The organism is Sphingomonas aquatilis (assembly GCF_014196115.1).
Classification (GTDB): Bacteria; Pseudomonadota; Alphaproteobacteria; order Sphingomonadales; family Sphingomonadaceae; genus Sphingomonas; species Sphingomonas aquatilis.
The window spans coordinates 526,325-548,186 of sequence record NZ_JACIDB010000001.1; the positions used below are offsets into that span (position 1 = coordinate 526,325).

A 21,862-nucleotide genomic window follows, 5' to 3' on the forward strand; every position below is an offset into this window, starting at 1 on the left:
CATCGCATGACGCCGACGATGCGGTGGTTCGGACCGAACGATCCGGTGCCGCTCGCGCATATCAGGCAGGCGGGCGCATCCGAGGTTGTCACCGCGCTCCACGAATTGCCGAACGGCGCGATCTGGGAGGTCGATCGCATCGCCGCGCGCAAGGCGATGATCGCGGACGCCGGGCTCGGCTGGACCGTCGTCGAGAGTCTTCCCGTGCATGAGGAGATCAAGACGCGCGGTCCCGGCTGGGAGCGCTGGATCGATGCGTATCGGCGCAGCCTCGCCAATCTGGGCGCGAATGGCATCACGACCGTCACCTATAATTTTATGCCGCTGCTCGACTGGACGCGTACGGACCTTGCCTGGCGGCTGCCCGATGGCGCCCGTGCGCTGCGTTTCGAATGGGAAGCGGTCGCGGTCTACGACATCCACATCCTGCAACGCGCCGGCGCCGCGGATGATTATACCCCCGCGATGCAGCAGCGGGCCGCGCAGCGGTTCGCGACGATGGACGATGCCGCGCGCTACAGGCTCGAACGCACGATCATCGCCGGGCTGCCGGGCAGCGAGGAAAGTTTCAGCTCGCCCGAATTCCTGCAGGCGCTCGCGACCTATCGCGATGTGGACGCGGACCGGCTGCGTGCCAATCAGATCGAGTTCCTCGAAGCGGTCTGCCCGGCGGCGGAAGCGGCTGGCATCCGACTGGTGGTGCATCCCGACGATCCGCCCTTCCCGATCTTCGGCCTGCCGCGCGTGGTCAGTACTGAGGCGGATGTCGCCACCTTGTTCACGCGCGTGCCGAGCCGGGCCAACGGACTTTGCTTCTGCACGGGGTCATTCGGTGCGCGCGCCGATAACGACTTGCCGGGGATGGTGCGCCGCCTGGGCGGTCGTATCGGCTTCCTCCACCTGCGGGCCGTCGCGCATGAGGGTGAGCGCACCTTCCACGAGGCCGCACATCTGGGCGGCGATGCGCAGATGGCTGCGGTGGTCGCCGAAGTCGTCGCTCTCAGCACGCGCGAGCAGCGTGCTATCCCGATGCGTCCCGACCACGGCCACCAGATGGCCGACGATCTCGAGAAGGTGACTAACCCCGGTTATTCGCTGATCGGCCGGTTGCGCGGGCTCGCCGAATTGCGAGGACTGGAACACGGGCTGATCCATGCCCGGCAGATGACGGAGGCACAGGCGTGAGCCGGCTTCTGGCGCTCCATCCCGACCGGTTGTTCGCAAGCGATCCCGTCCAGCGCGACATCGCACGCGCGCTGTATGCGACCATCGCCGATGCGCCGATCGTCAGCCCGCATGGCCACACCGATCCGCGCTGGTTCGCCGACAACCAGCCCTGGAGCGATGCGACCACGCTACTGCTCCAACCTGACCATTACATCTTCCGCATGCTCTACAGCCAGGGCGTGCCGCTTGACGCGCTGGCGATCCCGCGGCGTGACGGCGAACCCGCGACCGATCGTCGCGAGGCGTGGCGCACCTTTGCCGAACGGTATCACCTGTTTCGGGGCACGCCGTCGCGCCTGTGGCTCGACCACGTCTTTGCCGAGGTGTTTGGGTTTGAAGAGGTGCTGGATGGCAGCACCGCCGACCGCTACTTCGATCGTATCGGCGATGCGCTGGCGAGCGATACCTGCCGTCCGCGCGCGCTGTTCGACCGCTTCGGCATCGACTTCCTGGCGACGACCGAGGGCGCACACGACGATCTGGATGCGCATCACCGTATTCATGCCTCCGGGTGGAAGGGGCGGGTCGTCACTACCTATCGCCCTGACAGCGTGATTGATGTCGAGCATGAACAGTTCGCGCGCGCGATGCAGCGCTTCGGCGAACTCACCGGTGAGGATGTCTTTCAGTGGCAGGGGTATCTGGCCGCGCACCGCCGCCGTCGCGCGGACTTCCGTGCCGCCGGTGCGACGGCAACCGATCATGGGCACCCGACGGTCGCCACCGCCGATCTCACGCCGGCGGAGGCGGAAGCGTTGTTCGCGCGGATCGTCGGCGGCACCTGGACGACGGCAGACGCCGAACTGTTCCGCGCGCAGATGCTGACCGAAATGGCACGCATGTCGCTGGACGATGGCATGGTGATGCAGATCCACCCTGGCAGCTATCGCAACCACAATGTCGGCCTGTTCGCCAGCCATGGCCGCGACAAGGGCGCCGATATTCCGACGCGGACTGAATTCGTGCAGGCGCTAAAGCCGATGCTGGACGTCGTGGGCAACGCCTCCGACCTGACGATCATCCTCTTCACGCTCGACGAAAGCGTCTATGCGCGCGAACTCGCGCCGCTTGCCGGTCATTATCCCTGCCTGCGGCTCGGCCCCGCCTGGTGGTTCCATGACAGCCCCGAAGGCATGCGCCGTTTTCGCGAAATGACGACGGAAACGGCCGGCTTCTACAATACGGTCGGCTTCAACGATGATACCCGTGCCTTCCTCTCCATTCCGGCCCGCCACGACGTCGCGCGGCGCGTGGATTGCGCCTTTCTCGCCCGCCTGGTCGCCGAACATCGCCTGCAGGATTGGGAGGCGGCCGATCTCGCACAGGAATTGACCAGCGGGCTGGTCCGCCGGGCGTATCGGCTGTGAGGCTGTCCGCCGAGACCGCCGATCGGCTGCCTGCCGCCGTGGCGCGCGGTGACTATGATCGCCAGGAGCAGCGTGCGGGCATCGTTCATTTGGGCATCGGTGCATTCCACCGCGCGCATCAGGCGACCTACACCGATCTGGCGATGGCGGCGGGCGATCGCAACTGGGCAATTACAGGCGTGTCGCTGCGTTCGCAGCAGGTGCGCGACCAGCTCGCACCTCAGAGCTGTCTGTACACCGTCACGGAGCGGCAGGCCCGCGGCCTGGCGATACGGCTGATCCAAGCCGTGACCAACGTGATCGTCGCGCCCGAATCGCCGGGGCGCGTAAGTGCGGCACTCGCCTTGCCCGAGACGCGGATCGTAACGCTGACCGTGACTGAAAAGGGGTATGCGCAGGGGGCGAAGGCAGGCGCTCCCGTGGCCGGCGCGAACCCACGCTCCATCTACGACTATCTTGCCCAGGCGGTCATCGCGCGGCACGATGCCGGACTGGCACCACTGACGCTGATCAGCTGCGATAACCTGTCGAACAATGGTGGCGTGCTGCGGCAGCGGCTGGGCGAACATCTGGATACACTCTCACCGTCGCACCGTCGCTGGTTCGAGCGGACATGGGCTTGCCCCGCCACGATGGTCGATCGGATCGTTCCCGCGACGACGGCGACAGACCTTGATTCCGCGGAAAGCATGCTCCGTCTGCGCGACGAGGGCGCTGTGATTACCGAACCGTACAGCCAGTGGGTGATCGAGGATCGCTTTGCCGGCGACCGGCCGCGCTGGGATCTCGCCGGCGCCGCCTTCGTCGACGATGTGGTGCCCTTTGAAACCGCCAAGCTGCGCATGTTGAACGGCGCACATTCGGCGCTAGCCTACCTGGGGCTGGCGCGTGGGCATGCCTTTGTTCACGAGGCCATCGCCGATCCTGCCATCGGGCCGCTCATTGGCCGCCTGATGCGAGATGAGGCCGCACCTACTATCCGAACGAGTCCGGGGCAGGATCTCAATCGCTACGCCGACCTGCTGCTTGCCCGCTTCCGCAATCCTGCGCTGCCGCATCGACTGATACAAATTGCCGCGGATGGTTCGCAGAAGATCGGCGCACGCTGGCTCGCCACGCTGGCCGACAATCGTGCCGCGGGGCGATCCTCCCCAACTATCCTTCGGGCGATTGCAGCATGGGTCCTGTTCGTACGCGGCGATCGGCAAGCAGTTGACGATCCGAACGCAAAAATGATGGCTCAAACTTGGACGCGCGCGAATCCTGATGGCGTGGTCAACGAGTTCCTTGGACCCTCGGGCATGTTCGGCGAAGACCTTGCTCTGTCCCGAGACGAACGCGCCGAAGTTCGTAACCTGTTGCCGTAAGTGTCGCTAGAGGAGCGCTTCCAGGACCACGTCGCGATCGATAGCTGGCAGCGGCAGGCGGACGATTGAGAACGTTGGTAGCTCGTCACCAAGGTTTAACGAGTTATGTTGTATCAGAAGTTTTTGGTAAGAGCTGCCTGTCCGTTTTCGGGCAGCGTCTGCGACGGATCAGACGTTTGTTAAACTGACAGAGCGGCGGGTCTTAACGCCCGCCGGATTTCGGAACTGGTCTACTTGCTGTCATGTGTCCGGCGCCGGACGGAGACGTTCGATAGGTGGCGGATGCCCTCGGTGATCGGGGTTCAGCGGGATATTCGTTCTAACGCGATACTTTCCAATCTTCTATCGTGCGGACGACAACGGGCGCTGAGGCGGGGCGGAAGATAGTCGCAAATCCTGCCAGACTCGAAAGATGTAATACAACATTGACGCCGCTAGATCGATGTGGTCCACAGCAGTTGGCGACGTCGGTCCAACGACGCGCCGAAACCGCGCTCCGGCGGAGACCCGGGGGCGAGGAGAGGATGGATCGGGCTTCGCTCGACCCGAACTGGAGGTATCAGATGCGCAATCTTACCATGTGTCTCGCAACCGCGATGGCGGTACTGGGTGCCCAGCAGGCACAAGCCGCCTGCACGATCGCGGCCCCGTCGTCGCCGAGCACGGCGGCCTTCGGAACGTTGCAACTCCCCATCGACGCGGATGGCAATGGCAGCCCGGATACGGTCAGCGGCAGCCGGCTGCAGACGTATAGCAGCCAGTATTTCGAACGGCAGGGCAGCGACCGCATCGTCATGCGCGTCCCCACGGGATCGTCGGCGACGACGCCCAATTCCAAATATCCGCGATCGGAGCTGAAGGAAGGGCGGACGTGGAACGTCAACGAGGGCTGTGCGGGCCTTGCGGCGCGGGTGAACATCTATGACCTGCCGGATAGCGGCGACATCGTCATCGGGCAGATCCATCAGGAGGCGACAACCCCGCGACCGCCGGTAGAACTGCATTATACGAACGGCACGATCCATGCCGACGTCATGAAGCAGCAAACGACCGAGGCGGGCTCGCCGCGCACACGCCTGACCATCGCGACCGGTATTCCGACGCATCAGGCGTTCAGCTATTCGATGACGCTGGCGCCAGGAGGGCTGCTCACCGTCACGGTGAACGGCAAATCCCAGTCGACCTACCTCGACGGCAGCTTTGACTCCGCGAAGCTGTATTTCAAGGCGGGCAATTACACACAGGATACCAACGGTGGGTCGTCCGTGGGCTTCGAAGCGCTGGGCGTAAAGCACGGGTGAGCCGGCGGCGCGGGGCGCGATCATGGGGCGCGCCCCGCGCCGCGGATAAAGGCTGCCTCACGTCGCCTGACGAAGGGCACCCTGCGTACATCGCGCCATGATCAAAAGTTGTACGATAACTCTTGACTCGCTGTGCGGGTTGATGTGCAATCCGTGACACCGGTGACAGGGCAACGGCGAGGCCACAAGCGCTCGCATGACAAACGGACAGGGGTAGGGGATGACGAAGGGTTTCCTTTGCGCAGGGGCTGCGCTGTACGTTTTGGCGTCTGCGAACCTGGCCGTTGGTCAGACGGCGGGCCAACCGACGCTGACGGGGGCGTCGCCCTCCGCCGGGGTGAGTCCCGCCGGTCCGGGCACGCCGTCCCAGGCGCAAACCGGCGAAAACACGACGCCGCCGCTCGATGCGCAGGCCTCAGGCGGCGTCGATCAGGTCAGCGGCGACGCGACATCCGAGCGGGCGGGCGATATCGTGGTCACCGGCTTTCGACAGGCGTATGCGGACGCTCTCGCGACGAAGCGGAATTCGGCGCAGATTACCGACTCTATCTCGTCCGACGGCCTCGGCCGGTTTCCCGACCTGAACGTCGGCGAGGCGATCCAGCGGCTACCCGGCGTCCAGATCAATCGCGAAGCCGATGCGCGCAACGCCACGATCTCGCTACGTGGTCTGCCCGGCACGTTCGCGCGCACCACGCTGAACGGCGTGGGCTTCGCCGACCCCGTGCTGAACGGCTCGACCCCGCTTGGCGCCTTCAATTCCGACATCTTCACGTCGATCACGATCATCAAATCGCCCGACGCGTCCGACATCGCAGGCGGCCTGTCGGGCAATATCGATCTGCGGATCGCGCCGGCGCTGGGCCGCAAGCGCGGCGGGTTTCTGAAGGCCGGGCTGGAGTATGACGATCTCGGCAAGCTGAAGACGCCGACCTTTTCGGGCGGATACAATTACGTGGGCAGTCGCTTCGCCGCCTTTGGCGTGCTGACCTATCGTGAGGAGACGTTCCGCCGCGACTCCATCTCCGTCAACACGTGGAGCAACAAGCTCGGCGCGATCCAGCTTGGCAACCAAAAGGCGGCGGGCGCCAACCCGGTGTTCGATGCGCTCGCCGCGCAATATCCCGGCGGCGTCTATTATCCCAGCCAGATGCGCCAGTTCGTCCGCTACAATAAGGGCAATCTGCTGACCGGAGCGGGTGGCTTCGAGTGGGAGGCGGCGGAGAGTACGAAGATCGGGCTGACCGGCTTCTACACCAGGCGCAACCTCGATGCATCGCTGAACCATCTGCTCTACGTCGACACCTCGCAGGGCAACGGCAACAACACGGCACTTACTGCGACGTCGGCGGTCGCCCATATCACGTCGATCGGCACGCCCTTTGTCGTGAACACACCCAACGGGCCGCGCGCCTATATCAACAAACTTTCCGCCGAGAATTTACAAACATACGATTCCATCCGGTCGGAACCAGGCGTGCAGCAGACGTGGGCCATCAATCCGTCGGTCGAATTCAAGAGCGAAGACTGGCGCATGAGCGTCGTCGGCACCGTATCGAGGGCCATGGTGCGGGCGAATCAAATTGAGTTTGATATTATTCAGAACCCGTATCGCAATTTGGGGCCTGCGGGCCTGAACGGCATCACCGCCGACATCAACACCGGCGGCACGGACCTGTCGAATTTCAACATCGGGCTGAACACCCCCAATGCGTCGCACATCGCGGCCGGCGGCTACACCATCCCGTCCGCGGCCAATCAGGCGACGCAGGCGGGCGCGCCGATGCCGGGCCAGCTCTCGACGGTCGCCGGCGACCGGTTCGGCGTGACGGGCACGAACGGCATGTCGCGCAACCAGCTGACCGCCGCGCAGATCGACCTGGAGCGCAGCGTCCACGACAGCTTCCTGTCGAGCGTGCAGGTGGGCGCGCGGTACGAGAAGAACCGGTTCATCTCGTCGGGCACGCGCAACACGTCGCTGGGCGCGCAGACGCAGAACATCACGCAGGGCCTGTCGTCGCCCAACCCGTATATCGGCGACTTCTTCGGCAATACCGCACCCGGTTACACGTCGAGCTGGCGCAACATCGATATCAACGGCGTGCTGAATGCGATCACCCCGGTGAACACTGCGCCGCGTTCGACCGCCAATCCCACCGGACTGCCGGGGCAATTCATCGTCGCACCCAATTCCGGAGTGTTCCTGACGCCCTATGGCCTGACCAACAATTATTGGGATCCGAACTACTACAACAACAACTTCACCAACCAGGCGACGGTGGCGTCCGCGTACGGCATGGTGAAGTGGGATGGCGACATCGAGGGCGTGCACATCCGCGGCAATGCCGGCCTGCGCTACGAACATACCGACCAGATCATCGATGCGACCGATTGCCAGAATTGTTCGGCGACCTCGTCGTTGGTCAACGGGCCGCTGAACCACCGCAACGTCCCGCGGCAGTACAAGAACAACTACGGCTATCTGCTGCCCTCGGCGATGCTGGCGGCGGACCTGTCGTCGAAGCTGCTGGTGCGCATGGCCTATTACAAGACCTACGTCCGCCCGCAGCCCCGCGACAACGTGCCGGTAACGACGGTCCAGACCCCGGAAATCCCGGTGGCGCCCGCGCTGGTGCCGTCGACCAACCCGGTCTATTCGGTGGTGGTCGGCGCCAACGGCCTGAAGCCCTATACCGCCAATTCCTACGACGTGTCGCTCGAATGGTATAACCGGCCCGGCGGCATCTTCGCGCTCGCGGTGTTCCGCAAGGACATCAAGGGCTATATCGGGCAGATCACCGACACGAGCATACTTTGCCCGGCAGACGGGCGGTTCAACGGCGTCGATTACGGGCTGGGCACGCTCAGCATCGTCGGGCCGAATTGCGTCAGCTCCAACCAGTTCGTGAACACCAGCGGTGCGATCGAGAATGCGCGCGTGCTGGCGAGCGGCATCACCAACCAGCAGCCGATCCGCGTCCGCGGCATCGAGGTTGCGGCGAACCAGAATTTCGACTTCCTGCCGGGCGTCCTGCGCTATTTCGGCGGGGCGGCGAACTATACGTTCACCGCGATCTCCGGCCGCGACCCGACCGGCAAGGCGATCACGCTGCCCAGCGTGTCGAAGCACAACGTCAACGTCATCGGCTATTTCGAGACGAAGCGCTTCGGCGTGCGTGCCACCTACAATTGGCGCGGCGACTATGATCTGGCCGCAGGCAACAGCTTCGTCGGCGATGCGCGCCGGGTGAAGGCGCGCAGCCAGCTCGACGCGTCCGCCTCCATCAACATCACCGATCGCATCTCCTTCTCGGTCGATGCCTTCAACATCACCGATGCGACGCGCGCGGAATATGAAAACGATCCGCAACTGCCGCGCCGGATCGATTATGACGGGCGCACCTATCAAGCGACGCTGCGGGCCCGTTTCTGATGCAAGCGATGATCCTTGCCCTGTTGCTCGCCGGGACGACGCCGGCGAGCCAGTCCTTCACGCTGTTCCCGCCCGATGCCCCGGCGGACCTCTCCGCGTCCGCACGGGCACGGATCGTCGCGCGGGCCGACGCCGCCGTGGCGCGGCCTCCGCGGTCGCGGGTCGATCTGCACACCGAGGGGACGCTGCCGGGCAAAGGCATTCGCGAGGCGAGCCTGTATGCCAAGGAAGACCAGCCTGCCATTCTGGCGCTGGCGCTCGCATGGCGGTCGACGAAGGATCGGCGCTATCTGGTCGCGGCGGATCGCTATCTGCTGGCGTGGGCGCGGACCTATCGCTCCGCCTTCAATCCCATCGACGACACGGGGTTCGACCAGCTGATCCTCGCGACCGATCTGACGGCGCGAGACCTGACGCCGGCGACACGCGAGGGGGTGACGGCGTTCTGGCGCGGCATGGCCGCCGGATATCTGGAGGCGATGGACAAGGGCCCACGCAATGCCGACACCAATTGGCAAAGCCACCGCGTCAAGCTGGCCACGATGGCGGCATTCGCCAGCGGCGATGCGACATTGATCGCCCGCGCGCGCGCAGCCTATCGCAAACAGGTCGCCGCCAATATCCGCCCCGATGGGTCGGTGTCCGACTTCTACGAGCGTGACGCCCTGCATTACGTCACCTATGACCTCGATCCGTTGCTGATGGCCGCGTTGAGCGCGCGGGCGCATGGCGAGGATTGGTATCACTGGCGTGCGCCGAGCGGGGGCAGCCTTGCCGGAGCGGTCGCCTGGCTCGAACCCTATGCACTCGGCCGCAAGACGCACATCGAATTTGCGCACTCGAAGATCCAGTTCGACCGTGATCGAGCGGCGGCGGGCCAAGGCGAATATGCGCCGCATCCGTGGGATCGGGGCAATGCGGTGCAGACGCTGTCGCTGGCCGCGGTGATCGATCCCGCCCTCGCGCCGATGGCGATGCAGGTCGCACAGGATACACGACGGCTGCCCCCCGACTGGCTGCAACTCTTGGGGCGGCGCTGATCGAAAAGGGGTGTGCGATGCCGATGGCGCGCGGCCGATTGGCGCATCCCGCGCGCTTCAGCCGTTACGCCTGCGGCGCGCCGCCTCGCAGCGGCCATGGTCCTGCTTTCGGAATAGGAATGACATGTCTTCGTACATATCGGGCCGGTGCCGATCCAAGACCGAACGGAGCCGTGGTACGGCGACAGGGTGGGGCGCGGAACGCGGACGCGTCGGACCCCGGCGTCGATGGCCGGCGGATGCCGGTCCACGGCCCGGCGTTGGAGCACGCGCGACGATGCTGGCCGCGGCGCTGTTCGTCCTGCCCACCGGCGGCGCGGCGCAACAGCCTACCCAGGCAATAGCGGGCGAGGGGTGGCCGGTGCTGGCCGCTGCGGATCTGCGCGCCGGTGTGGATCTGGATGGGGCGTGGCATTATTCGGTCGACCCCTATCGCGCCGGGCTTTCGGGCTTCCACGGCGGCGCGCCGGGACTGAGCGATCGCCGCTGGGCCGATGTGGATGTCGGCGAGACGATGCGCCGCGATACCCGCGCCGCGTTCGAATTCGACATGGATCGCGCGCCGGTGGCGACCTTGCCCGGCAGCTGGCTGACGCATGCGGCCGAGCTTCGTCACTACCAGGGCCTGATGTGGTATCAGCGCCACGTCGTGGTTCATCCGACACCCGGCAAGCGGGTGTTCCTGCGCTTCGGTGCCGTCAATTACACGGCGCGCGTGTTCCTGAACGGCCGGCCGGTCGGCCAGCATGAGGGCGGCTTCACCCCCTTTGCCTTCGATGTCACCGCTGCACTGCGCGACGGCGACAATCAGATCACGGTCGGCGTCGATTCCACCGCCACGCCGGCCAGCGTGCCGCCGCCCGTCACCGATTGGGAAACCTATGGCGGGATCACCCGCAGCGTCCGGCTGATCGAGACGCCGGAAACCTATGTCGACGATGCCTGGGTACGGCTGACGCGGACGGGACGCATCGCGGCTGACATCCACCTCGATGGGCAGCGCGCGGGCGGGCAGGCGGTGACGCTGGGGATCGCCGCGCTGGGCGTTCGCATCCGTGGCCGCACCGATGCCGCGGGCAATTGGCATGCCGAACTGCCCGTGCCGCGCAGCCTGGTACGCTGGTCGCCGGATCGGCCGCAGCTGTATGACGTCACGGTCACGGCGGGCGACGATCGGTGGCGCGACCGTGTCGGCTTTCGCACGTTGGCGGTGCGCGGCGCGACCCTGTTGCTCAACGATCGGCCCATCTTCCTGCGCGGGATCAGCCTGCACGAGGAGGAATTCGGGCCGAACCCGGCGCGCATCATGACGCGCGCCGCGTCGCGCGCTCTGCTGATGGAGGCCAAGACGGGGCTGCACGCCAATTACGTGCGGCTGGCGCATTACCCGCACGCCGAGGTGACGACGCGGCTGGCGGACGAACTGGGCCTGCTGGTGTGGAGCGAGGTGCCCGTCTATTGGCTGATCGACTGGGCCAATCCGGCAACGCTGGCAACCGCGCGGCGGATGGTGGCGGACAATGTCCGGCGCGACCGCAACCGCGCGTCGATCGCGATCTGGAGCGTCGCCAACGAAACGCCGGTGACGGATGCGCGTAACAGCTTCCTCGGCACGCTGGTCGGCGATATCCGCGCGCTGGATGACACACGGTTGCTCAGTGCCGCCCTGCTGGTCAAGCGCACGACCGAGGCGGGCCGCCCGGTGATGACGCTGGACGATCCACTCGCCGCGACATTGGATGTGATGGCGGTCAACACCTATACGGGATGGTATGGCAATGACGCGCTGTCCGTCGTGCCGAAGACGCTGTGGCGCGTGCCGGCGGACCGGCCGCTCGTGCTGTCGGAATTCGGCGCCGGTGCCAAGGCGGGCTTTCACGACACACGCGCCGCGCCGCAGAAGTTTTCCGAGGAGTTTCAAGCTGCTTACTATCGTGCGACGCTTGCCATGACCGAACACATGCCGACGCTGGCCGGCCTGTCCCCCTGGATCCTGAAGGATTTCCGATCGCCGCGCCGGCAGAACGGATTCCAGCAGGGCTGGAACCGCAAGGGGCTGGTGTCCGAAAAGGGGCAAAGGAAGCAGGCCTTTGCCGTACTGGCGGAGTATTATGCGGCACGGGACGTGGCGTCCTGCACGGGCCGCGTCGGCGCGGAGCACGCGCCATGCTGATGACGCAGACGATGCGCTGGTTCGGCCCCGCAGACCCGGTGACGCTGTCCGATATCCGCCAATGCGGTGCGACGGGCGTGGTGACCGCGCTGCACGAGGTGCCGAACGGTGCCGTCTGGACGCGCGACGCGATCCGCGCGCGGCAGGCGGCAATTGCGGCCGCGGGCCTCAGCTGGGACGTGGTGGAAAGCCTGCCGGTCGATGAGGGGATCAAGACCGGGCGGGGCGACTGGAACGCACTGATCGACGCCTATTGCGCCAGTCTTGCCAATCTGGGCGCGTGCGGCATCCGCGTCGTCACCTACAATTTCATGCCCTTGCTCGATTGGACGCGGACCGATCTGGCCTATCGCCTGCCCGACGGCGCGCTGGCGCTGCGTTACGAGCATGTCGCCGTTGCCGCATACGACGTGCATATGCTGCGGCGGCCCGGCGCGGCGCTGGACTATGACGTGGGCACGCTGGCGGCGGCGGCGGCGCGGTTCGACGCCATGTCGCCCGACGAGCGCCACCGGCTGGACCGGACGATCATCGCCGGGCTGCCGGGCAGCGAGCAGCATTTCGACACCGATGCGTTCCGGGCGGCGCTGGCCACCTATGACGGGGTGGACGCCGAGCAGCTGCGCGCAAACCATGTCGCCTTCCTGCAGGCGGTGTGCCCGGCGGCGGAAGCGGCTGGCGTGACGTTGGTGGTGCATCCCGACGATCCGCCGTTCCCGCTGTTCGGCCTGCCGCGCGTGGTCAGCTGCGAGGCGGATCTGGCGGCGCTGTTCGCCGCGGTGCCGAGCCCGGCGAACGGTCTGTGCTTCTGCACCGGATCGCTGGGCGTGCGGCCCGACAACGATCTGCCCGGCATGGTTGAGCGTCTGGGCGAGCGGATCGGCTTCCTGCACCTGCGCTCGGTCGAGCGCGAGGCGGATGGCGCCTTCCACGAGGCGGCGCATCTGGAGGGGAATGCCGACATGGTGGCCGTGATCGCAGCGGTGCATCGCCTGTCGCGCACGGCGGGGCGCAGCATCCCGATGCGGCCGGATCACGGGCATCAGATCCTGGACGACCAGGGCCGGCAGACCAATCCGGGCTATTCGTTGCTGGGCCGGATGCGGGGGCTTGCCGAATTGCGGGGGCTGGAGCGCGGCATCGCGGCCTTGGCGGACGCGATGCCGCGGTGATCAGTCGTCGCCGAGCCGCGCGGTGAGGCCGCTGTAGCGTTCGTAGCTCTTCTGCATGTGCGCGCGCGCGGCCTTGCGGGCGCGGGCGGTGTCGCGTGCCTCGATCCCGGCATAGATCGCGAGATGATCGCGGTTGATCGACGCTGCATAGACCGAATGGACGGCGGGGTCGTCGGTCAGCAGATACAGGCGGCGGGAGGGGACGAGCCGGACGCCGAGGAAATCGGTGAAGCGCGTATAATAGACGTTGCCCGTCGCCCGCGCGATCGCGGCATGGAAAGCGGTATCCGCCGCGACCGAGCCGTCGACATCGTGGCTCGCTTCCATCGCATCCAGCGCGACACGCATGGCGGCGAGGTCGTCGTCGGTGCGCCGTTCCGCTGCGAGATGCGCCATCTCGGTTTCGAAGCCCATGCGCATTTCCAGCAGCTTCAGCACGTCCTCGATCGCGGCGACCTCGTCGGGCGTGACCTGGAAGGCGCGGTAGAGGGCATTGTCGGCGACATAGGCGCCCGACCCGCGCCGCGACACGAGCAGACCGCGCGCCGCCAGACGCGCAAAGGCTTCGCGCACCACCGTCCGGCTGACGCCGAATTCCTCGGTGATGACCTTTTCGGTGGGATAGCGCGCGCCGGGTTTCAATTGACCCGCTTCGATCAGCTGCTCGAATTTCTGCACCAGATTGTCGGCGAGCGAGGCGGCTTTGGTAATCGGCATGGCGGCGGCGTGGTCTCTCGAGGGGCCGGACACGCCATCCGCGCGCGGGCGGACGGCAACGGCCGGGCAGGATGTCGCCACCGATCGTAGCACGTCAGCGCGCCGAGGGAAGGAAGCTCGGCGTCTGCGCATCGACATACGCCTGCCACTGCGCGCGGTCGTGGATATCGGGGCCGCGATCCCAGGCGGCCCCCATGTAATAGACGAAGGGCTTGCCCGGCATCACGGTCACCAGCACGAGGTAATTGTCGTAATCCTCGGTCACGCCGGCGATCGCGGCGGGATCGACCATCAGCGCGACCCCCATCGTCCCCTTTTTGGGGTTGGTCGCGCCCCACCAGGTGAAGCGTCCGGTCTTCGCATTCGCCGCGAAGCTGCCGGGCTTGCCGTCGGTGGCGCGTTTGGCGATGCCGATCCCGACCGTCAGCGGCGCCGGCGTGTCGGACTGCAACGTCGACGTCATGCGCGTGAAATTCGTGCGGGTCGGCAAGGTGAAGCGCCGCGTTTCCCACACCTTGCGCACGACATCGACGGGCCAGGGCGCATAATCGACGGCGAAGTCCGCCACCTTGGGGCCGGCGCTGAGGATGCGGTGGCGGATGAAGTTGCGCGAGGTCCACAGCTTGTTGTCGTACCAGATGCCGAGGCCGCCGGCCCCGCGCGACCCATGGACATCGTAGAAGTCCAGCCCCTCGCCATGATCGGCATGCTGATCGCCGGTGCGCAGCTGGCGATCCATGAACGGCGCGCGGATCGCCTTGCCCCAGGCGTCGATCCCCGAACTCGACGGGGGCTCTGCCGCCTCCAGCGCATGGCCGTAGATGCGATGCGCGGTACGGTCGTTCTCCCACAACAGATCGTCGTGGCGATAGGGCGCGAAGACGACGGCCGCCTGCGGCGCGTCGGTCGCTGGCGCGGAAGGCTGCGGGCTGGCGGCGACGAGCAGGGGGAGGACGGCGAGCATCGATCGACGGGGCAGGGGCAAATGCGGGCGAGCCATGACGCGGTCCTTCGCAAGATGACACCTGCGGGAGCAGGTTGTGTGACAACATGATTGACAGCTGTCCTTTCAAAAGGAAAGAGGGATCCCAAGCCGGCAACGACACGGCGCGTGGGAGAGAGTGACGATGTGGCGCAACATCCTGGGATTGGCCGCATTGGCATCGCCCCTCGCGATTGCCGCCTCGGCGCAGGGCCCCCACGCTATCGATCCGGCGCACTGGCCGACGGTCGCCCCGCCGCACGCCGATGCGGCGCTGGAGCAGCGCGTCGAGGCACTGCTTGCCGCCATGTCGATCGAGCAGAAGGTCGGGCAGACGATCCAGGGCGACATCGCCAGCACCACGCCGCAGGACGTCGCGACCTATCATCTCGGCAGCGTCCTGAACGGCGGCAGTTCGTCGCCGGGCGGGGACGAATATGCGCCGGCGTCCGCGTGGCTGGCGGCGGCCGACGCCTATTACGATGCCTCGATGCGGCCGCAGGGTTCGCTGCCGCGCATCCCCGTGATGTGGGGGAGCGACGCGGTACACGGTCATAACAATATCGTCGGTGCGACGCTGTTCCCGCACAATATCGGGCTGGGGGCGATGCGCGACCCGGCGCTGGTCCGGCGGATCGGCGCCGTCGCCGCGCGGGAGATGCGCGTGACCGGCCTCGACTGGACATTCGCGCCGACCCTGGCGGTCGCGCGCGACGATCGTTGGGGCCGCACCTACGAAAGCTTCTCCGAAGACCCGGCGCTCGTCACCTCCTACGCCGGCCCCTACGTCGAGGGGTTGCAGGGGCGGAGGGGCGCGAAGGACTGGCTGCGCGGCGACCATGTCATCGCGACCGCCAAGCATTTCATCGCCGATGGCGCGACGCAGGACGGCCGCGACCGTGGCGACGCGCGGGTGGACGAGGCGACGCTGATCCGGCTGTACGCGCCGCCGTACCGGGCCGCGCTGAACGCGGGCGTGCAGGCGGTGATGGCGAGCTTTTCGAGCTGGAACGGCATCAAGATGCACGGCAATGGCGACCTGCTGACGGGCGTGCTGAAGCGGCGCTGGGGGTTCGATGGCCTGGTCGTGGGCGACTGGGACGGCCATGCCAAGGTGCCGGGCTGCACCCCGACCGACTGCCCCGCATCGATGGCGGCGGGGCTCGACATGTACATGGCGCCGGCAAGCTGGAAGGCGCTGTACGCCTCGACATTGGCGGCGGCGCGATCGGGCCGGCTGCCGATGGCACGGCTGGACGATGCGGTGCGGCGCATCCTGCGCGTCAAGCTGCGGGCCGGACTGTTCGAGGCGGGGCGTCCATCCTCGCGCACTCTTGCTGGCCGGTTCGATCTGCTCGGTTCGCCGGACCATCGCGCGGTCGCGCGCGCGGCGGTGCGTGAATCCTTGGTGATGCTGAAGAACCAGGGGGTGCTGCCGCTGGCGCCGTCCGCCCGCGTGCTGGTTGCCGGTGACGGCGCGAACGATATCGGCAAACAGTCGGGCGGCTGGACGCTGACGTGGCAGGGCGTGGGCACGACGCGCGAACGCTTCCCCCACGCCGAAACGATCGGAGAGGGGATCGTCGCGGCGGTGCGCGCGGGCGGCGGTCAGGCGACCATCGACGCCGAGGGTCGCTATGCCACGCGACCCGATGCCGCGATCGTGGTGTTCGGGGAAGACCCCTATGCCGAATTCCAGGGTGACCGAGCGGACCTCCTGTTCGACGATCCGCATGGTTCGCTGGCGATCATCCGGCGGCTGAAAGCGGCGGGGATCCCGGTGGTGGCGGTCTTCCTGTCCGGGCGGCCGTTGTGGGTCAATCGGCATCTGAATGCGGCCGATGCCTTCGTCGCGGCATGGCTGCCGGGTACGGAGGGCGGCGGCGTCGCCGATGTGCTGTTCGGCAAGTCCGATTTCCGCGGGCGTCTGTCCTTCTCCTGGCCCGGCGATGCGAAAGGTGAGCCGCTCAACGTCGGCGATGCGGACTATCGGCCGCTGTTCCCGTTCGGATATGGCCTGACCTATCGCAGCCGGGTCGCCTGGCGGCCGGTGTCGGAGCAGTCGGGGGTCGACGAAGGGGGCGGATCGCCGGTCGGCGTCCTGTTCCAGGGCGGCCGCGGCGTGCGCGGCAGACTGGTGCGGATCGATGGCGCGAACGACAGCCCGCAGACGGTGACGGGGATGGCGGATAACGGCTCCATCGCCGTGCGGCCGATCGATCGCGATCGCCAGGAAGACGCCATCGCGGCAACGTGGAGCGGGCGGGGGCGCGGCACCGTGCTGCTCGCCGAACCCCGCGCCGCCGACTGGTCGCACGACGGCCCGCTTGCCCTGACGATCGCGATGCGCGTCGATGCGGCACCAAGCGCACCCGTGACGATCGAGATGCGCTGCGGCGCCGGCTGTACCGGCCGGATCGATGCGACACGGGCGATCGCCGGTCTCGCCGGGCGGGGCTGGCAAACGTTGCGCGTGCCGCTCGGCTGCGTGGCGGGCGCCGACCTGCGGCGCATCACCGCCCCCTTCGCGCTGACGACAACGGGCGCGATGCGCGTCGCGCTGTCGTCGATCGAATTGAACCCCATTCAGGGAAAGGTCCAATGCCCATGATGCCGCTCGCCCCCGTCGTGCTGATGGCCACCGCTGCGGCGCAGCCCGTAATGCCGCAACCGGACGCCATCCTGGCATCGACCCGCCGCGTCGCCGACTGGCAGCTGGCGCACAAGGACAGCCTGGATCACATGCCCGCGGCCCGTGCCAGCGCGCGCAATCCGCGCGACTGGCAGCAGGCGACCTTCTGGCTGGCACTGACGGAGCTGGCCGACCGCGATCCGCGCTATACGGCGCCGGTCCTTGCGCTCGGCCGCCGCGAAGGCTGGCAGCTGGGCGCGAACCCCTTCCATGCCGATGACCAGCTGATCGCACAGGTGTGGGAATGGGCGTCGCGCCACGGTGCCGGTGCGGCGACGCTCGATCCCGCCAAGGCCTATTTCGACAACGTCTTCGCGCATCGTCCGCGTGGCGACCTCGCCTTCGTGCCGCGCCAGCCCGGCAGCGGCGATTCCGCCTGTACCGCGCGATGGTGCTGGTGCGACGCACTGTTCATGGCGCCGCCGACGCTGCTGCACCTGGGCCGATCGCTGCGCGACCCGCGCTATGCCGCCTTCGTTCACGAGGAGTTTCGCGCCACCGCCGACTATCTCTACGATCCCGGCGAACGCCTGTTCTTTCGCGACAGCCGCTTCTTCGACCGCCGCGATGCGCATGGCCGCAAGCTGTTCTGGAGCCGTGGCAACGGCTGGGTGATGGCGGGTCTGGCACGGATCATCGGCGTATTGCCGGCCGACGATCCGCACCGTGCCTATTATGTCCGCCTGTTCCGCGACATGGCGTCGCGGCTCGTCACATTACAGAAGCCCGATGGCTATTGGGCGCCCTCGCTCCTCGACAACGGCCCGGATACGCCGCCCGAGTCGAGCGGGACCGGTTTCTTCACCTATGCCTTTGCCTGGGGCGTGCGGCACGGCATTCTCGATACCGCCATCTATCGCCCCGCCGCGATCCGGGGCTGGGCGGCGATGCAGCGCGCGGTGCAGCCCGACGGGATGCTCGGCTGGGTGCAGCAGGTGGGCGACCGACCCGATGCGGTCAATCGCGACGACACGCAATTCTACGGCTCCGGCGCCTATCTGCTCGCGGGCACGGCGATGTACGATCTCGCGCGCGCGGCGCCCCGCCGCTGATCCTTTGCGAGCCGGTATGGGAGCGCATGGCCGTGCCGGCGACGTGTCGGCCCGAAAGGCAGGCGGGCCTATCGTGTTTATGTTGCGGCGTTTCTTCGCAGAGGCCCTCCGCTGACGTTGACACCCATCATTAAAGTTGTATGACATCCTAGTCATTGACACCGGTAGCAATGGGGAGGGCCAACCACCCGAAGCCGGTGCAGGGAGGATAGGATGCTTTCGACCAACACGCCGACACGGCCCATGCTGCGCCGTTTCCTGCTCTGCTCTGCGGCGGGTATCGTCCTCGCGCCCGCGCCGCTCGTCGCGCAATCGACGTCGTCGACCGGTCAGGCGAACAGCGCCAGCATCGCGTCGCCAGCGGTCCAGCCCAACCCGGTGCAGCAGGCAGCGCCGCCTGCCCAGGCTGCCGGGGCAGGGGAACCGGCCGATCCCATTGCCGCAGCGGCGCAGGATGTCGGCGAGGCGGGGGCCGATATCGTCGTCACCGGCGCACGGGCGACGCAGCGCACGTCGATCGAATTGAAGCGTAACGCGACGGTCGTCGTCGACGGACTGGTCAGCGACGAAATCGGCGCGACGCCGGACAATAGCGTCGGCGATACGCTGGAACGGATCGCGGGTGTTTCGGCGGATCGGTTCAAGGGCAATGCCAACGAACTGTCGGTGCGCGGCCTGGGCCCGACGCTCAGCTTCGCGACGTTCAATGGTCGCGAAGTGTCGACGGCGGGCGGCGACCGCTCGGTCGCCTTTCAGCAATTCCCCTCCGAGCTCGTCAACGGCGTGCTCGTCTACAAGACGCAACAGGCCGATTTCCTGGAAGGCGGCGTCGGCGGCATCATCGAATTGCGATCGATCAAGCCGCTCGATTACGGCAAGCGTCGACTGCAGGCGGAAATTCGCGGCGATTTCCAGCCCAAGGCGGACGACGTCTATCAGGACGACGGCCTCGGCTATCGCGCCAACGTTTCCTATACCGACGTTTTCAAGACCGGGATCGGCGACATCGGCGTGTCGATCGGCTTTCAGCGGCAGGACACGACCGCGCCGGAAGATTATTACAACGCCAACGCCACGTTCCAGCCCTGCAATACCAGCGCGCTCAATCCGTCGTTGCTGACGGGCACGGCGGCACAGCTGACCGCGGCGGGCGCCAGTGCCAATTGCGCGCTGACCACCGGCCCGCGCGCCGTGACGGGCACCACCGTGGGCGAGAGCCGTGGCGACACCTATTATGCCAACAGCTCGCGCAGTTTCCGCACGCAGCAGACGTCCGAGGTGCGCAACGCGCTGATCGGTGCCGTGCAGTGGCGGCCGGCGCCCGACTTCGACATCACGTTCGACGGCCAATATTCGACGCGTGACAGCCTCGAAAAGCGCAACGTGCTGGGCATTACGGAAGGGCTGCGTGGCGTGCAGCCGCTGATCGTCGGCACGGGGAGCAACGGCTATTCGAAGGGCGCGCTGATCAGCTACCGCGGCAACAGCTTCGTCGAGGACCAGCTGGAGCGTCGGCAGCGGAACGAGGATTATATCGGGGGCGGCCTGAGCCTCAACTGGACGCCGGGGCCGTGGCAGTTCACCGCCGACGCCTCATTCTCCAAATCGCACCGGACCGAGACGCAGAAGCAGACGCGGATGCGCTCGACCAATCGCGTCGCCTATACGCTGAGCTACCTCGACGACGATGTCGTGCCCAACGTCACCTTCGACAATTTCGACGTGACCGATCCGGCCAACTTCCTCAACACCGCCGCCAATGCGGTCTATGCGCGCAACCGCTTCGTCACCGACCGCAAGGACGAGATCTGGGCGGGCCGCTTCGACGTCAATCGCGAGCTGGAAGGCTTTTTCACCGCATTCAAGTTCGGCGCGCGCTACAGCAGCCATCATCGCACCAACGACAATGCGCGCAACAGCGACCTCAACACGCTGACGACGTTGAACGGCCAAACGCCGGCGCAGCTGATCACCGCGGCGAACCTCAACTGCCGCGCGCCGTTCACCACGCAATCGTACATGCGCGGCGTCGGCACCAACGTCACGCGCTGGGCGACGTTCGACAACGACTGCCTGTTCCGCACCTTCACGGGCAGCGACAGCGCGCTGCCGTACCCCGCGGACGGCCGCGACCCGAGCGACATCGATGTGCGGGAAAGCATCTACGCCGCGTATGCCATGGCAAGCTTCCGCGGCGATGCGGGCACCATCCCGTACAGCGGCAATATCGGTGGCCGTTTCGTCGACACGCGCATCACGTCCAAAGGGTATCGCCAGGCCTATCTGATCACGATCGATCCCGGTGCCGACACCTATACCGTCGCGGTGGATCCGACGGGGCAGCTGACGCAGAACACGGCGAAGGGGCATTATCGCTATTTCCTGCCGAGTTCGAATCTGTCGTTCGACCTCAGCCAGCAGCTCAAGCTGCGCCTTGCCGCCTATCGCGCCATCGCCCGTTCCGGGATCGAAAGCTTCGGCGCGGGCGTGAACCTCAATCCGTCGACCGGCACGGGTACGAACAACATCATCTTCAACGCGACCACCGGCAATCCGAACCTGAAGCCGCTGCGCGCGTGGAATACCGATGCGAGCCTGGAGCTCTATGCGTCGAAGGATACGCTGGTCGCGATCGCCGGTTACTATAAGTGGATCACCGGCGCGGTGATCGGTCGGTCGGAGCCGATCCCGACCAACATCACCGTCACCACCACGAGCACGACACCGGGCGCGCCGCGCCAGACGCAGAATTTCACGATCAATCCGGTCGCGCCGGCCAACGACCTCAACACGCGGCACCTCTACGGGTTCGAGGCGACGGTGAGCCACGCCTTCACCTGGCTGCCCTCTCCGCTGGACGGGTTCGGCGTCAACGGATCGGTGGGACGCGCCTGGGCTGATTTCGAATTCCCCGAAACGTCGCCGATCCAGACGACGACCCCGATCGTCAATTTCGTCGAGCCGGCGAACCTGATCGGCCTGTCGAACTGGACGGGCAGCGGTTCGGTCTACTTCGAGAAATGGGGCCTCTCGCTGCGTGCCAATGCGCGCTACCGGTCGAGCTATTACAAGCCCAACGGCGGCACCAACCGGTCGGTGCGCGAGGGCACGTATCTGAACCTGTCCGCGCAGTACAACATCAGCAAGACGGTGCAGCTGAAGGCGCAGGCGCTGAACGTCACGGGCACGAAGGACGTCTTCTACAAGGGCGGCTACGACAGCATCGCCGAGGTGTCGAACAGCGGACCGCAATATTTCTTCGGCTTCCGGGTGCGCCTGTGATCCCGCTTGGCAAGGCATTTCTCCCCCTAGGCCTTGTCGTCACTGCCGCCGCGCCAA

13 protein-coding genes are annotated in these 21,862 nt (G+C 66.5%); 11 read left to right on the forward strand and 2 right to left on the reverse strand.

Translation table 11 applies throughout. The features are described from left to right. Nucleotides 1-6: 6 nt before the first annotated feature. The 8 genes from uxuA (GGR47_RS02440) (at nucleotide 7) to uxuA (GGR47_RS02475) (ending at nucleotide 13,080) form a co-directional block, all read left to right on the forward strand. On the forward strand, nucleotides 7-1,185 hold the full coding sequence (gene uxuA, locus GGR47_RS02440; RefSeq protein ID WP_208663138.1) for a mannonate dehydratase: 1,179 nt from the start codon (nucleotides 7-9) through the stop codon (nucleotides 1,183-1,185). After that, nucleotides 1,182-2,594, forward strand: coding sequence for a glucuronate isomerase (gene uxaC / locus GGR47_RS02445; RefSeq protein ID WP_147034823.1), 1,413 nt, complete (start codon nucleotides 1,182-1,184; stop codon nucleotides 2,592-2,594). Before uxuA (GGR47_RS02440) ends, uxaC begins: the two co-directional genes overlap by 4 nt. Next, nucleotides 2,591-3,961, forward strand: a complete 1,371-nt coding sequence (locus tag GGR47_RS02450) for a mannitol dehydrogenase family protein (protein WP_147034841.1) — start codon at nucleotides 2,591-2,593, stop codon at nucleotides 3,959-3,961. The genes uxaC and GGR47_RS02450 overlap by 4 nt, the downstream gene beginning before the upstream one ends. Nucleotides 3,962-4,524: 563 nt before the next feature. After that, nucleotides 4,525-5,262: a polysaccharide lyase family 7 protein gene (locus tag GGR47_RS02455; RefSeq protein ID WP_167509679.1), complete on the forward strand. Its 738-nt coding sequence runs from the start codon at nucleotides 4,525-4,527 to the stop codon at nucleotides 5,260-5,262. 220 nt (nucleotides 5,263-5,482) lie between these two features. After that, nucleotides 5,483-8,695: a TonB-dependent receptor gene (locus tag GGR47_RS02460; protein WP_244304925.1), complete on the forward strand. Its 3,213-nt coding sequence runs from the start codon at nucleotides 5,483-5,485 to the stop codon at nucleotides 8,693-8,695. Then, nucleotides 8,695-9,735 (forward strand): alginate lyase family protein, encoded by a 1,041-nt coding sequence (locus tag GGR47_RS02465; protein WP_147034821.1) that lies wholly within the window; start codon nucleotides 8,695-8,697, stop codon nucleotides 9,733-9,735. The genes GGR47_RS02460 and GGR47_RS02465 overlap by 1 nt, the downstream gene beginning before the upstream one ends. 277 nt (nucleotides 9,736-10,012) lie before the next feature. Then, on the forward strand, nucleotides 10,013-11,908 hold the full coding sequence (locus GGR47_RS02470) for a glycoside hydrolase family 2 protein (protein ID WP_147034820.1): 1,896 nt from the start codon (nucleotides 10,013-10,015) through the stop codon (nucleotides 11,906-11,908). Then, entirely contained in the window at nucleotides 11,902-13,080 is a 1,179-nt protein-coding gene (gene uxuA, locus GGR47_RS02475) for a mannonate dehydratase (RefSeq protein WP_147034819.1), read from the forward strand. The genes GGR47_RS02470 and uxuA (GGR47_RS02475) overlap by 7 nt, the downstream gene beginning before the upstream one ends. Here uxuA (GGR47_RS02475) and GGR47_RS02480 read toward each other — a convergent pair whose 3' ends face one another. Together GGR47_RS02480 and GGR47_RS02485 are read right to left on the reverse strand one after the other, a co-directional pair. Next, entirely contained in the window at nucleotides 13,081-13,797 is a 717-nt protein-coding gene (locus tag GGR47_RS02480; protein WP_147034818.1) for a FadR/GntR family transcriptional regulator, read from the reverse strand. 94 nt (nucleotides 13,798-13,891) lie between these two features. Then, nucleotides 13,892-14,797 carry a DUF4861 family protein gene (locus tag GGR47_RS02485; protein ID WP_147034817.1) on the reverse strand — a complete coding sequence of 302 codons (906 nt, stop codon included), beginning with the start codon at nucleotides 14,795-14,797 and terminating at the stop codon, nucleotides 13,892-13,894. A 127-nt stretch (nucleotides 14,798-14,924) separates the two neighbouring features. Here GGR47_RS02485 and GGR47_RS02490 point away from each other — a divergent pair, with 127 nt between their 5' ends. From GGR47_RS02490 to GGR47_RS02500, 3 genes are all read left to right on the forward strand, one after another. Then, nucleotides 14,925-17,390, forward strand: a complete 2,466-nt coding sequence (locus tag GGR47_RS02490) for a glycoside hydrolase family 3 protein (RefSeq protein ID WP_147034816.1) — start codon at nucleotides 14,925-14,927, stop codon at nucleotides 17,388-17,390. After that, complete coding sequence (locus GGR47_RS02495; protein ID WP_244304924.1) at nucleotides 17,387-18,523, forward strand: glycoside hydrolase family 88/105 protein; 1,137 nt, start codon at nucleotides 17,387-17,389, stop codon at nucleotides 18,521-18,523. The genes GGR47_RS02490 and GGR47_RS02495 overlap by 4 nt, the downstream gene beginning before the upstream one ends. A 213-nt stretch (nucleotides 18,524-18,736) precedes the next feature. Beyond that, a complete protein-coding gene (locus tag GGR47_RS02500; protein WP_147034814.1) occupies nucleotides 18,737-21,805 on the forward strand; it encodes a TonB-dependent receptor in 3,069 nt (1,022 codons plus the stop codon). Nucleotides 21,806-21,862: the final 57 nt, after the last annotated feature.

Excerpts from the sequence above, each read along its gene's own strand:
- GGR47_RS02470 (WP_147034820.1), top strand. The coding sequence starts at position 10,013 with ATGCTGGCCGCGGCGCTGTTCGTCCTGCCCACCGGCGGCGCGGCGCAA.
- GGR47_RS02465 (WP_147034821.1), top strand. The coding sequence starts at position 8,695 with ATGCAAGCGATGATCCTTGCCCTGTTGCTCGCCGGGACGACGCCGGCG.
- GGR47_RS02485 (WP_147034817.1), bottom strand. The coding sequence starts at position 14,797 with ATGGCTCGCCCGCATTTGCCCCTGCCCCGTCGATCGATGCTCGCCGTC.
- GGR47_RS02455 (WP_167509679.1), top strand. The coding sequence starts at position 4,525 with ATGCGCAATCTTACCATGTGTCTCGCAACCGCGATGGCGGTACTGGGT.
- uxuA (WP_208663138.1), top strand. The coding sequence starts at position 7 with ATGACGCCGACGATGCGGTGGTTCGGACCGAACGATCCGGTGCCGCTC.
- GGR47_RS02495 (WP_244304924.1), top strand. The coding sequence starts at position 17,387 with ATGATGCCGCTCGCCCCCGTCGTGCTGATGGCCACCGCTGCGGCGCAG.
- GGR47_RS02480 (WP_147034818.1), bottom strand. The coding sequence starts at position 13,797 with ATGCCGATTACCAAAGCCGCCTCGCTCGCCGACAATCTGGTGCAGAAA.
- GGR47_RS02500 (WP_147034814.1), top strand. The coding sequence starts at position 18,737 with ATGCTTTCGACCAACACGCCGACACGGCCCATGCTGCGCCGTTTCCTG.
- GGR47_RS02460 (WP_244304925.1), top strand. The coding sequence starts at position 5,483 with ATGACGAAGGGTTTCCTTTGCGCAGGGGCTGCGCTGTACGTTTTGGCG.
- uxuA (WP_147034819.1), top strand. The coding sequence starts at position 11,902 with ATGCTGATGACGCAGACGATGCGCTGGTTCGGCCCCGCAGACCCGGTG.
- GGR47_RS02490 (WP_147034816.1), top strand. The coding sequence starts at position 14,925 with ATGTGGCGCAACATCCTGGGATTGGCCGCATTGGCATCGCCCCTCGCG.